Genomic DNA, 13673 nt, shown 5'->3' on the forward strand with positions numbered 1-13673 from the left:
ATGGGCGATCGCGTTCGGCAGCTAGTTGAAAACCTGAGCAAGACGATTGTGGGGAAGGAAGATGCCATTCAACTGGTTCTGGTTGCCCTTTTTTCGGGGGGTCATGCTCTGCTGGAGGATGTTCCAGGCGTTGGCAAGACCCTGCTCGCTAAGTCTCTGGCACGATGCATTGACGGAACGTTTCAACGAGTGCAATGTACTCCTGACTTGCTCCCTGCCGATATCACCGGTACGAATATCTGGAATCCAAGCAGCGGCGAATTTCAGTTTTTGCCGGGGCCTATTTTTGCCCATGTGCTGCTGACTGATGAAATTAACCGGGCGACACCAAGAACTCAATCGGCCTTACTTGAGGTTATGGAAGAACATCAGATGACCCTTGATGGTGTTTCTCGTCCTGTGCCAATGCCGTTCTTCGTCATTGCGACTCAGAATCCTGTGGAATATCAGGGGACTTTTCCCCTGCCAGAAGCGCAAATGGATCGCTTTGCCTTGTCGTTCACACTGGGCTATCCCTCTGAAGCAGAAGAGACCAGAATGTTGGATCGTTTGGCGACACCGACGCGACCGCAAGACTTGCAGCCGTGTATCACCCCCGATGAGGTAGCAGCCATTCAGTCACAGTGTGCTCAAGTGCGAGTAGAAGACTCGGTAAAACAGTATTTGCTGGCGCTGGTGCGGGCGACTCGCGAGCATCCTGATATCACTTTGGGGGTGAGTCCTAGAGGCAGTGTGGCCTTCTATCGAGCGATTCAGGCATTGGCCTTTTTGAGCGATCGCGATTACGTTCTGCCAGATGATGTTAAACGTCTTGCGCCGTATGTTCTAGCCCATCGTTTGATTCCAGCTGGTGGGCATCAGGCTGCGATTTTGATTCAGAACTTGCTGGATGGTGTTCCTATCCCTGCTTAGGACCTATGGGTTGGAGGGGATTGTTAGCGTGAATAACCCCCAACGTGTAGACCCTGGGGTTAAGGCTGGACGCCTTCTAGGGTTACATCGGCTTCGTCATAGAGGTTTTGGAGTTTCTCTAGGGTTTCTTCATCGGGACTCCAGAAACCGCGTCCGTGAGCTTCAATCAAACGACCGACAATGTTGCGAAAGGCTTCAGGATTAGCCTGTCGCAATTGGTCTGCCATAACCGGATCAAAGGCGTAGGTGTCTGCTGCTTGGTCGTAGACCCACTGATCTTTGAAGCGAGCCGTTCCAGCCCAGCCGAGAATGGCTGTCATTCGTTGAGAAATTTCGTAAGCTCCGCCGGATCCTTGAGCAGCCATCGCCTCGGCCCATTTAGGATTGAGTAATTTAGTCCGATACTCCATCCGCAGTAGTTCGTCGAGCTTGCGAGGGGTCGTATCTTTGGAGAAGCTTTCGACAAAACTGGCTGTCACGGACTGGCCTCGTGTCTGTTCTGCGGCTTGCTTGAGTGCCCCCGTATTAGCGTAGTATTCCTGGATATCGGTAAGGCCATATTCTACCGAGTCAATTTGCTGCACGATGCGATCAGTGGTGTTCAGCAGCGTATTGAGGACTTCGGGCCGAGCTTGGCCTTTGTCACCGCGCCCGTAGCTGTATGCATTGCGATCGCGCCACGTTTGGCCCAATTCGTCGGCCTCCTCCCAGTTGGAATCAATAATGCGATCATTGACCAGAGAGCCGTAGTCTCCAGCTGGGTTGGAAAACAGCCGAGCAGCAACATTGTCTACTCCCTGAGCCTGAAGCGCCAATGCATGCTTGCGAATGAAATTATCCTCTACAGGCTCGTCTGCTGTTGCTGCCCGCTGAAAGAGATCATCAAGCAGCTCAATAATGTTGATAAAACTGTCGCGGAAAATGCCCGAGAGATTGCCCAGGATGTCAATGCGGGGATGACCGACCTGTTCCAAAGGCTGCAATTCATAGCGAACAATCCGTCCGGTCCCTTCTTTGACAGGTTCTGCACCCACTAACTCCAGCAGAATGCCTAAGGACTCACCCTTGGTTTTGATGGCATCCAGCCCCCACAACATCACGGCGACTGTTTCTGGGTAGCTGCCATGCTCCGTCTGCTGTTGGGCGATGAGTTTGCGACCAATCTCGCGACCTCGCAGATAAGCGGCTGGCGACGGCATGCGATAAGGGTCCAACGCATGAATATTGCGTCCCGTTGGCAACACCCCAATACCATCCCGCAGCAGATCTCCACCCGGTGCAGGCGGAATATACTCACCGTTGAGTCCCCGCAGCAGGTTTGTCATTTCGTCAGAGGTTTGACGCAGGCGATCGCAAATCTCTAGAGCCTCCAGGATGCGCGACTCGATCTGTGCCCATTCAGCGACCTCCTTCTCATCGCGATAGAACCGCTGTAGTAACCCTCCAACGATCGCTTGGCGGTCTTCGGTCGGGTTTGCGGTTGCCAAGGCCCCAATCGCGGCCTCCTTCAGATCCTCGCCAAAATAGGCCGATAGATAGCTCTGCAACTGTTCGGCACTGGGCATCTGGCCTAACACATGCAGGCCGCTGGAAAACAGCCGCGCTTCCAAGACTTGCAGGTATTCATACAGATCTGTTAGATAGCGCGTTAGCGCTTCGGGACTAAACAGCCGCGCATTTTCTGGCGTGAATTCAATGCCAGACTTCTGAGCTTCTGCAAACGGACAGTCAGCGTCTAGGCCAGAGTCGGCGATCGCTTTGAGGATAGCGTCCCGCAGCACCGTATTTTTGCGCGGGTCTTCGCGGTACTCCGCGATCAAATCCCGCAGGTTCAACAGCTCCTTGTACAGTCCGGCCCGCCCATAGGGTGGAACATTGTGGGATACCAGTACCCCATAGCCGCGTCGCTTAGCCAAGATGGATTCGGAGGGATTGTTGGCGGCATAGATGTAGAGATGGGGGCGATCGCCTAGCAATATGTCGGGCCAGCAGTAGCCCGTATTCCCCAAAGGCGACCCCGGCAGCCACTCCACCGTGCCGTGCATCCCAAAATGCAATACCGCATCGGCCTGAAACTCTCGTTTCAACCATTCATAGAAAGCAACGTACTGAGGATGAGGCGTTAGATCTCGCTCGAACATCAGCCGCATGGGATCACCGGCAATTCCCAGCGGCGGCTGTACCCCCAGCCATACGTTGCCCAGATGAACGCCCCCTACCAGAAATTCGTCACCCCAAGTTTTGATGCCTGTTTTGGTCAGGTCTCCCCACTGTCGCTCCATGCGATGGCGCTGGAGGTAAGTCAGCCAGTCAGCCAGCTGACGTTCAGAAATCGCAATTGGGATTTCTCCTGATGCAGACTGTGACGGTAACGGGACCGCCTCATCTGCCGCTTTAACCCATTCGATCAACGTTTCTCCGTCTTCCGGCAGTTCGCCAACGGTATAACCTGCCTGCTGCAAAGCCTTCAGCACAGTTAGCAGAGAATTAGGCACATTGAGCAATGCCGCCGTCCCTGTCGCGCCATAACCTGGGGGAAACCCATAAAGCACGATCGCAATCTTGCGTTCACTTAGGGGCTTGCGGCGCAGCTCCACCCAGCTTCGCACTCGCTGAGTCAATCGCTGCACTCGTTCGGGAACGAGATAAATTTTGTCTCCAACCAGTCCGCCGAGGGGCACTGGGTCAATCGCTCCGTCTAACTCCGGTAAGGCATAGAGCACAACGCTTTGCAAGCCACCGATGCCTTTACGAGTCCACGATGCAATGTCTTGGATCAGTAGAGGGGCTGACACGAAGTACGGTACGTTTTTAGCGCTGAGAATTTGCTTGGCAACCTCGACCTGACGCCCAGCTTCCATTGAGCCTGCCGGACCCCCGACTAGAGGAAAGCCAATCGTGGACACGATCGCGTCGACCTTTGCTGCATCGCTTGAGAGCGAGGGCGTTTCGTGATGACCCTGCGATCGCAGTCTCTGTTCGTGATCGGTGGTGAACCAATCTCGGACAGCGACATGGCCCTCAACGCCGTTAATGAAGACAGGCAGCGGCACTAAGCCCGCCTGCTCGAATTGCTGAATCAGCTGCGGGATATAAGGCTGCTGGGTAATGACGTGCTTGCGGTAGAGCAAAATGCCCACAACAGGTGAGGAATCTGAGAGTGGTGGGGTAGCTCGTTTTGCAGTAGGGCGATCGCTAAAGTACCAGTCTAGATACGCTCGGGGCGTCAAAAAATAGCTCTCATTGTCAGGATGCACCAGCCCCATATTGGGCGTTTCAATAGCTGGAGCAATATCACCGACCGTTAATCCCAGGTAATGCTTTCCTAAATAGTGCAGCATTGAGGCGACGTTCTCTGGCCCACCGGCATTCCAGTAGCCGTAGAGAATAAGCCAGTTGCGGAGATCTTGAAGCTTCCGTACGGGCAAATACTTCAGCAGCTTCGGTCCGATTTTCAGAAAACTGATATAGCCGGCTAAGCGATCTTCCTCTTTGCCGCTACCGAATTTACTGAGGATGAACTTAACTGGCTTCGGCATCCCCTTGGGTTTCTCGCCAAAGGAAAACTGTCCCAACTGAGTGAGCGACATCAACTCTAAAGCAGACTCAAATGCCAGTCGAACTGGAATGGCTGCGGCTCGTTCCCGCAGCCAGAGGACTTGGTCGTAGTCAAAAATCAAGCTGGCAAAAAGGGCATCTGCACCTGCGAGTGCGGCGGCGATCTCATCCGGTTTGTCGCTGAGATCGCGATCGCAAAACACCTGCACCTCCAGTTCAGGGCAGTTCAACCGAGCCATCTCAGTGGCTTGTCGGTATAGTTCGGTGTTGAATGCTTCGAACCCAGCAATCAAAACGATGCGTGCCATGATATTAACTGGATGTGAGGACCTACGTTGATCCTAGACCTCGGGGAGAAGAACGTGCAATGTGGAATCGAGTAATCAATGGATTGAATTGGCTCTTGGTTGCCAATTTGTTTTTCGTGCTGGCTAGCTTTGGCTGGTTCGCCACCGCTGTCATCGGTCGTGGCCTCAACGTCAACCTTGGACTGGATATTTGGTACAGCCTGTGGATGCCGATATTTCAACCGGCAATTGGCATTCTGATGGCAGGGGCGATCGCGATCGGCGTTCTCCGATGGGTGTCCAACAAGCTAGCTGCCCTACGCGAAAGCTGACTTTCTCGCTTTCCCCCTCCTCTCAACTAATCATAGGGATGCGGCTATGATAGGGAGCGGTTTACCGAGGTTGCCACATGGGTGCAATGGGAAATGTGACAGGAAGTCTGGTAACACTGCTGCTGTTGGCAACGTCCTTGGTGGGGATGACCCTGATCTTTGAGCGACTTTGGTTTTGGAATCGCATTTCTAAGCGTCAAAAAAAGCTTGTCCGCGCCGTTCTGGATAGTTATGAGCAACAGCCTCAAGCTGCCTTATCCAAACTTAAGAAGAACTCAGATCTCCCCATAGCTCGCATCTTTTTGGCGGCTCTGACCACACCCGATGCGACGCCTGAAGACTTTCGAATTGCTCTAGAAAGTTCGGCGCAGGGCGAATTGCCCTTATTTCAAAGGTTTTCGGCTGCGTTGAATACCATCGTGGGCATTGCTCCTTTGCTGGGACTGTTGGGCACGATTTTGGGGCTAATGAAATCGCTCTCGGCACTGGATATAGGTGCAGGCAATAGCGATCGCACGCTGGATGTCATCTCGGGTATCGGCGAAGCCTTGATCACAACCGCGTTGGGCTTAATCATTGCCATTGCGACTCTGATCTTCGCGAACGTTTTTCAGGGACTGTATCGACAGCAACGGGCGTTTATTCAAGAAACGGGGGGACAGCTGGAGCTGCTGTATCGCAGGCAGCATCGGCAAACAACTCGGCGACCCTATGACCCAACTCGCACGACCTTTCAGCAACCCTATTCCAAAAGCTGATCCAACAACTGAAGTCGGGGCATTCTAGGTCCATTCCTATACCTTTCGACTCTCGACAGAGGGAGGCGTTAACATCAGCCATTACAATGCATTAAGACTATTCGGAGTAAATCTTTGACAGAGCAAATCGTACAGCCTGCGTCCATTGCCCCTCCGTTCTCACGGCAAGAGCTGCGAGAACTGGTGCGATCGCAGCTGCAAATGCTCTTAGAACAACAAAATTTTCAGGGAGTTAAAGCTCTGCTTGTCCCTGTACAGCCTGCGGATATTGCGGAGGCCATCGAGGGATTACCGGACACCATGCAGGCGCTCGCGTTTCGTCTACTGTCGAAAGATGAGGCGATCGAAGTTTATGAAAACTTAGATTCCAGCGTTCAGCAAACGCTAATCGAAGACTTCAAGCGCCAGGATGTGCTGGACATTGTGGACAAAATGTCGCCAGACGATCGCGCTCGTCTCTTCGATGAACTGCCGGCCAAAGTTGTCCGCCGACTCCTTAGTCAAATGAGTTCCCAAGAAAGACAGGCAACTGCACTGTTGCTCGGTTACGAAGCGGATACAGCTGGGCGCATTATGACGCCCGAATATATTGCCCTGAAAGAAACCTGGAGTATTTCAAGAGCACTCGAACATATTCGTAATCGAGCAGACATTAGCGAAACCGTTTATTACTTGTACGTCACCGACTCAGCGCGTCGTTTGACAGGCATTTTGTCGCTGCGGCACCTTGTTATGGGTCAGCCTGAGCAAACGATTGGCGACATCATGACCCGTGAAGTAGTCTCAGTGCAGACCGATACAGACCAGGAGGAAGTTGCCCAACTCATTCAGCGCTATGACTTTCTGGCGGTGCCGATTGTCGATACTGAGCAGCGGCTGGTGGGCATTGTCACGGTTGATGACGTCATCGACATTCTGGAAGAAGAAGCGACTGAAGATATTTATGCGTTGGGAGGGGTTCAGTCCGGGGGCGACAACTACTTTCAGACCAACCTGCTGACTGTTGCCCGTAAACGGGTGGTTTGGCTTTCAGTGCTGCTGTTGACGAACACCGTGACGACGTGGGTGATCCGCAGTCAGGAGGCCATTTTGGAACAGGTGGTTGTTCTGGCGGCCTTTATCCCGTTATTAATCGGCACGGGCGGTAATGTAGGTGCGCAGTCCTCAACGGTCGTGATTCGCGGCATTAACACCCAAGAAATTGGCAACAAGAGTGCGTTTTCTGTCATTCGGCGGGAGGCGATCGCAGGTGCTTTTCTCGGCATTATGCTGGGCGTCGTCGTGACAGGGTGGGCTTTCCTGTTGCAAGGAAGCTTGTCCGTGTCAGTGGTGGTTGGGATCAGCTTAGTGGCGATCGCGATTTTGGCTTCTACTGCCGGAGCCGCACTCCCTTTTTTGTTTAGCGCGATCGGTTTTGACCCAGCACTCATGTCAGCCCCCTTCATCACAACGGTTGTGGATGTTCTCGGCGTGCTAATTTACCTCAATCTGGCCCGCTATATTCTGCAACTTTGAAATCGAAGTGTGGGCACCACTCCACTTTTAGTACTGTTAATTGCTGCCCCGGGATCACAATCCCTGCTTGGGGATCACGACTGGGGATCAAAAAACTAACGGGGTGTGTAGTCCCGTCTCCACATCTTTTCGCATGTCAAGTAGAATACAAAATATCGCTAGAACTGTAGGGAATCATCAATCACCCGGGCACATTGAGACCTATCAATTCGCCATTCTGTAAACAAATGTTTACAATGTCGGGTGAGGCGTACGAGTGAAAGTCCATGGGCTGTTTTGTAGCTCGTACTTCTATGATGGTTAGCATCGTTCTGCGAATTATAGATCTGGGTTGCCTGTGCTTCAGAAACTTCGACAGGATTTAAAGAACGACCTCATTGCGGGTTTGTTGGTGGTGATCCCTTTGGCTACGACCATTTGGCTCTCTACTACAGTCGCGATTTGGGTGATTCGGTTTTTGACCCGATTTCCTAAGCAGCTCAATCCTTTTACGGGGCTGCCGCCTCTGCTAGGTGACATAATTAATCTAGCGGTTGGGTTTGCAGTGCCCCTGCTGAGTATTCTGCTCATTGGGCTGATGGCTCGTAACATTGCTGGCCGTTGGCTATTGGATCTGGGTGAACGGATTGTGCAGTCAATCCCTTTAGCAGGCTCAGTGTATAAAACGCTCCAGCAGCTGCTTCAGACTGTTTTTCAAGATTCGAAAAGTCGTTTTCGGCGGGTCATTCTAGTGGAATATCCGCGTCGAGGACTGTGGGCGGTTGCTTTTGTAACAGGGACGGTTGTTACCTCTGAACCGAAGGCTTCTACTGCTTCGATGCTCAGCGTCTTTATTCCAACAACGCCTAATCCTACGAGCGGTTGGTATGCGGTTGTGCCTGAAACCGACGTTATCAATCTCTCGATTTCGATTGAAGATGCGTTCAAGATTTTGCTGTCCGGCGGCATTGTGGGACCTAATTTAGCGGAGTCCATTCCTCAGGAGCGGCTTCTGAGCAGTGGAGCTGTTCAAGAAAACAGCGTGAATCGTCCCATCCTCAACCTCAACCAGCCTGTGTTGGAATAGCGGACCGACCTTCTTAATCCAACATTCCTAAACTTAGATCCTGTAGTTCAGTTTACGCTGAGCGCTTCGATCTCAGAATCCCCCGAAATTTGAGGGGTTTTGAGATCAGAGTCCCCCAAATTTGGGGGATTTAAGGGGGCGAATGCAGGGATAATGCTCCAGGGCAAGATCTGAGTTAAAAGCATGGTGGTCCCCTAATTCATCTCTTCAGAAGTCATAGCCACGATCTCGCTATGTCGGCTGGGAAGCTTCTCTGATTCGCTGCATTCTCGTGTTGATTCGTTCAACACCTTGCCGGTTTCCCTGGCGCTGAAAGATTTCGACTGCTTGTGAAAGATCGGACAGCGCCCCGTCACGATCGCCCACCTCTGCTCTACTCAGTCCGCGACGATAGTAGGCTTGGCCTACGGTGGGAACAGCTTCAATAAATTGGTTGTAGTGGGCGATCGCCTCAGTGTGTTGCTCTAATTTGCCGTAAGCATCTCCCAACAGCAAATAAGCCAGAACCGTAGTCTCTTGCGCCTCTTCACGAGCAATCACTCCTTCATAAACAGCAATAGCGGCTTGATAGTCTTGAGCAAGGGTAAGCCGATAGCCTTCCTGTAGCGCTGTTTGAGCCGCTCGGGGAGCACTAGCAATAAAGGCGGCGAGACCAGACGGAAGTTCTGATGAAGGAGGTGGTGAGGAAGCCGATCCGTTCCTCACGTTGCGATCGCTTCGGGCAGAAAGCGGATTTGGGATAGCCGATCCGTCAGTAGATAAGTCTTGGGTCAGGGGTTGAACCCGTCTCAGGCTTGATCCAGGTTGGCGGAGTATGACTGGAGTGCTGGCGAAAGGCGAACTAGGTGTGCTGCGTGTACGAACTACCGCATCTCTTGAAACCCCCACTCTGGCTGTGGACAAGCTTGGATTCGGCGAGGAGTTTGCTGTAGGAATCGGTGGTAGTAACGGCGTAGCGGCGGGGAGGTCGTATTCGACTTGCAGATCGGACACTACAAGATCGCCGGGTGCATCGCTGAGGAAGACGAGTGGAACGTCCAGAGTGTCTGCTTGAGTGAAAGAGATGGCAGTCACCTGCAGGGAGTCTGAATAGGGCTGAACAACGCGGATTTCAGCTTGGGTGGCATCCAATGGAGAACGTCCCGACCAGTTGAGTCCGGGAAATCCAGGATCATCTAAAGGCAGAACGATAGGCGAGGAGGCACCGTTCCAGATGATTTCTAGGCGCGATCGCTTTATCAGAGGCAATTCCTGGCTGTCTGGCGAGAGCGGCGCGGCAAATTGAGCCTGTACTTTCAGGCTGTAGTCTGTATCTGGCAGGACTTCAACGGTCTGAGATAGCACGGCGTCCCCTGCGTCATCACCGCGCAGTTCTACAACCGCATTGTTTACACTGACACCGCCCAAGGTTTCCCAATTGGCGAGTTCACCGTCTGAATTCAGCAAGAAGCGAGCGTTGCTGAGGGTCTCGGTCGTCGGCGTGAGGGCTACTGAGTCTAGAATGAGGCCGCCTGGCAGTTCTTGCTCGAAGCGAACTTCCACGGCGATCGCGCCCACGGGCGCATGAAGACTCACTTCATAGAACCGAAACCCAACCTGTTCGTCTTGTGACCCACCGCCTTCACCGCCTTCACCGCCTTCACCCCCCTCGCCACTGTCATCAGAGTCCACGATGATAGGTTGAACCGGAGTCAGGAAGGCTTCATCCATGCGAAGCGTTCCATCGTTTTCATCTCGCCAGATTACTTTCCAGGTAAAGCCCCTCATTGGCGGAGAAAAATCAAGCAGAGGGCTATCTGGCAAAGAACCATAATTGAATTGAAAACGATATGTGCAGCCTGCCCGACAGGCCACTTGCTGCCACAGGCTCAGGCTTAGGGCTGAATTGTCTGCGGCAGGGGGAATGGGCGGAAAGCAGGGTAGGTCAATTTCATTGTCAGTCCAATAGCTGGGATGCATGAGGAGCACGGCAAAGCGAACCCTGTCTGCTGCATCGCGCCATCTGAGCCGCAGCGTTTGACCATCTATCCCTTGCCACCCTTCAGGAACGACCGTGCTGCACCAGGTATGGATGTGGAGGTTCTCAATGGCAAAATCCTCACCTTCCAGATCCCAGTTACTGCCGCCAAAATTGGACAGTCTGGCGATGTTTCGTCCTACGGCTGAGTTAATCGCGTTAATAATATCGTCTACTCCGGTTTGAGCGGGATTTGCTCCAGCGCAATCAATCCTAATGAGCCGATTTGGCGTGGGCGTTTGCTGCTCAAGGGAGAGGGTAATGTAGCGCTCCGTACTGAGATCAATGCGGTTAATTCGCCGGGTGAAGCTGGCTGACGAGGTAAAGCCATAATGGCCGAGTTCTAGGGGAGCCGATTCGAGGGCTAAGCGATCAAAAAAGGTGGATTGAAAGCCAAAATCTTCGTCTTGATCGCGCAATTCAAAGAGCCGATGAGTTGCGTCGTCACTGGCAGGAAAACGGAAGTCGCCGTTGACCAGCAGGGTTTCGCGCCCGCACCCTTCAACGGTCTCAGCTTGACTCAAATGCTCCCCTAGCGTCTCTTCAAAGTCAAACTGGAATTCGACACGACCCAAGGGCGCAAATTCATCTAACCGTCGTCGAATCGCGGTTGGCCCTGCCCCGATTTGCAGCTGAACGGGCATCGTGAACTGCTCTGGCTGATTCCGCAGGCGAAACAGGGCACTGAGGGGCTGGGGTTCTCCGGGAACAGTGGCGACGCGCCAAGCGGTACCTTCGCGGATACTGCACTGTAAGCCAGGTTCAGGACCAATGCCGGGTTCTACCTGCCAGCTCGCCTCACCCAGTTGACTTTGCAGCACGAGCCAATAGCGCCGGGGAGAGCCGTCATCGAAGGGGGCGATTCGCAAGGGGTTTGTCAGCGTGGCACTGCCCCAACTGGCTTGCTCTGGGGGAACGGGTTTACCCACCACCACTTCAGCCGTTTTAAGGATTTCTCCCGAGGGTTTGCCGTCCGCATCCGACTGAAACGAGATGTGGATACCCGCCTGATTCGCGATCGCCTTCGAAAACAATACATCGACTGCTGTTACAGCAATCTCGCGATCAATCCAAACGGGCTGGGCCAAGGAGCACTCTGGAGAAACCGTGACAGGGACCGTTGGCGGCAGCGTTCCCACGGGGCCTAAGGCAATGCGGGTCGGTTTGAACTGGCCCTGAATGCGGGCCGTGGCCGCACGGGGCATTGCGCCTGTGGGAAGGGAGAGCCGTAACAGTGACTCAGACGCAGCAGGTATAGTGCCAAAGGTGAAGGGGAGCGTGGCTTCAGGCAGGTGGGGCGGCAGGACTTGCTGAGAAAGGGTGTAGGTGATGCGAATGCGGATATCCAGTCGGGCGATCGCATCGGAGTGAATCACCAATGGAATAGTGTAGAAGCCATTCTCTGGGGTCGCCGTACTGAGATAGCTGTTGAGCACTGCGGCAAAGTCCGTGGTGGAGACTTCGGCGGTGAGTTCCCCAAGCTGTGTCCAAAAAGCGGGCAAATTACCCAAACGCAGACTCAAATTGGTCGGAAGCGACTGGATCGTGACTGAAGTAATGTTGGGATTTCCCTGGGGCTGCGAGAGTGAAAACTGCTGGACGACGAGGCCCGGTACCGGATGCGTTTCGCCCCCCAGAAAGAAGGTGGGATCGTCGGGTGATTTGATGGCATAGCGACTGTTCAACTCTACAAAGGAGCCGCCAATGTCAATTTGTAAGGTAGCGTCGTCAAGGTCATTGTTGGTTTGAAACTCTATAAGCTTGCGGCGACTATGAAAGTTAACGGCAACAAAGTCAGTTCCACCATCGGTCTTTGTTGCAATCTGGCGATCGCTCCCCTCTAACCGTCCCTCGTTTCCTTCAAAGGTGATGGTTTCTGCAAAAAGCGTTTCTCCAGCCGTCACGGGTGTCAGGGTGATGATGGCCTTTTGAACTTTGGCTCCAGCGGGTAAGGTCCGGAGAGACAGGGTTCTATCGCCCTCAAAAGGGGTATTGGCTCCAGGATAGCGATCGTCTAGCAGCATGATGTTGGCCTCGACCTGAGGGCAATTTTGGATTGGCGATTTTGGATTGAGGAATATTCATTAGGTAGGGTGGGCACTGCCCACCACACCAATGGTGCATGAGCAGAATTGTTCCTAGACTTCCGAAAGTCAATAACCCAGGCAGTGCCACCCATGCAAAAGATAGAGGAATGAAGGCAGAATTTAATTCCATTTGCCTTCATTCCTTAGCCCCAAAAGCTAGGTTCGCAGAACGACCATAAGGTCGATTTTGTTTTGAGCGCGAATTTCTAACAGATTTTGGCTTAAATGAAAGACCTGAACGGTGTTAGGAACTGGGGCATTGTCGGCTCGTTCAGACGAGTCAAATGAAATATTGGTCGGGATCATCTGGGGGCGAATGGCTAAGCGCAGATCAGGCCAAACACCGCCATCCTTCAACTCTTTCACCGTGCGGCTGTTGCCTAAGAGCTGATCTTGAACGTATTTGGTATGTCCGTAGGAATTGCGGCGGAAGTGGTCTTGCTCTAGTCCTGGGTCAAATATTTTGCCCCACAGGTCATTCAGGACATCATCGAAATACTGAGTATCCGTCACCTGCAGGCCAAACTGATCCAGGATGTCTTGAATTGGGTCGCCCCAGTGCAGTGCATCGGTACCGGCACGGGTCATCAACCTTGCGGCATCCGGGTCACGGTGCCCTGCGTAGTAGACCAGAAATTTGACGGGAATCTTATCGGCGTCCCTTACAACCTCGGTCTCGTTGGGATCTCCACCACCGCGCAGTTCTGCTAATTCACCGCGCAGTTCGGCTAGTTCAAACAGGCTGACGACGGGATAGCGACCCAGGTTGTGTTCAATCAGTGCCGGCAAGGGCGTACCGGAAGGTAAGGCCAACTGCTTGAAATAGCGGCGGTATTGACCCAGGCTGCCTTCTAGGTCAGCTTTCAGCACGTAGCGTTCATCATAGTAAGCCTTCCATTCGTCTGGCGTTTGACCTCCGAACGTGTCGGCATCCACAGGCTGCTCTTTGAACTCATCCAAATCGTCTTGAACGGTTTCCACCTTGGCATGAATGTCTTCTTTGATGGCGACCTGCATGGCGTTCAGACGCTCGGCGGCGATCAGTTCACCGGGGTTGAACGTATCGTAAGGGGTTGTGTCAGTCTGCATGTTGGCTTGCATAGGAATCTCCTTTTAAGTGAACTTTGAACTTCGGATGTCG

At 53.1% G+C, this 13673-nt stretch carries 8 protein-coding genes; 5 read left to right on the forward strand and 3 right to left on the reverse strand.

Annotated features, from left to right (window positions below; genetic code table 11):
- Nucleotides 1-912, forward strand: a complete 912-nt coding sequence (locus PN498_RS13935) for an AAA family ATPase (protein WP_272063418.1) — start codon at nucleotides 1-3, stop codon at nucleotides 910-912.
- 59 nt (nucleotides 913-971) lie between these two features.
- Here the strand turns inward: PN498_RS13935 and bchH are convergent, their stop codons facing one another.
- Nucleotides 972-4778, reverse strand: a complete 3807-nt coding sequence (bchH, locus tag PN498_RS13940) for a magnesium chelatase subunit H (RefSeq protein ID WP_272063419.1) — start codon at nucleotides 4776-4778, stop codon at nucleotides 972-974.
- Nucleotides 4779-4837: 59 nt separating this feature from the next.
- On the opposite strand from bchH, the gene PN498_RS13945 reads away from it, so the two are divergent.
- From PN498_RS13945 to PN498_RS13960, 4 genes are all read left to right on the forward strand, one after another.
- Nucleotides 4838-5089, forward strand: coding sequence for a hypothetical protein (locus PN498_RS13945; RefSeq protein WP_272063420.1), 252 nt, complete (start codon nucleotides 4838-4840; stop codon nucleotides 5087-5089).
- A gap of 77 nt (nucleotides 5090-5166) precedes the next feature.
- Nucleotides 5167-5847 carry a MotA/TolQ/ExbB proton channel family protein gene (locus tag PN498_RS13950; protein ID WP_334312255.1) on the forward strand — a complete coding sequence of 227 codons (681 nt, stop codon included), beginning with the start codon at nucleotides 5167-5169 and terminating at the stop codon, nucleotides 5845-5847.
- Nucleotides 5848-5961: 114 nt separating this feature from the next.
- Nucleotides 5962-7362, forward strand: coding sequence for a magnesium transporter (gene mgtE / locus PN498_RS13955; protein WP_272063421.1), 1401 nt, complete (start codon nucleotides 5962-5964; stop codon nucleotides 7360-7362).
- Nucleotides 7363-7699: 337 nt separating this feature from the next.
- A complete protein-coding gene (locus PN498_RS13960; protein WP_272063422.1) occupies nucleotides 7700-8428 on the forward strand; it encodes a DUF502 domain-containing protein in 729 nt (242 codons plus the stop codon).
- A gap of 231 nt (nucleotides 8429-8659) precedes the next feature.
- Here PN498_RS13960 and PN498_RS13965 read toward each other — a convergent pair whose 3' ends face one another.
- Nucleotides 8660-12469, reverse strand: a complete 3810-nt coding sequence (locus tag PN498_RS13965) for a tetratricopeptide repeat protein (protein WP_272063423.1) — start codon at nucleotides 12467-12469, stop codon at nucleotides 8660-8662.
- A 219-nt stretch (nucleotides 12470-12688) separates the two neighbouring features.
- Complete coding sequence (locus PN498_RS13970) at nucleotides 12689-13633, reverse strand: hypothetical protein (RefSeq protein ID WP_272063424.1); 945 nt, start codon at nucleotides 13631-13633, stop codon at nucleotides 12689-12691.
- Between the last annotated feature and the right edge of the window lie 40 nt (nucleotides 13634-13673).

Source organism: Oscillatoria sp. CS-180 (genome assembly GCF_028330965.1).
Classification (GTDB): Bacteria; Cyanobacteriota; Cyanobacteriia; order Phormidesmidales; family Phormidesmidaceae; genus Halomicronema.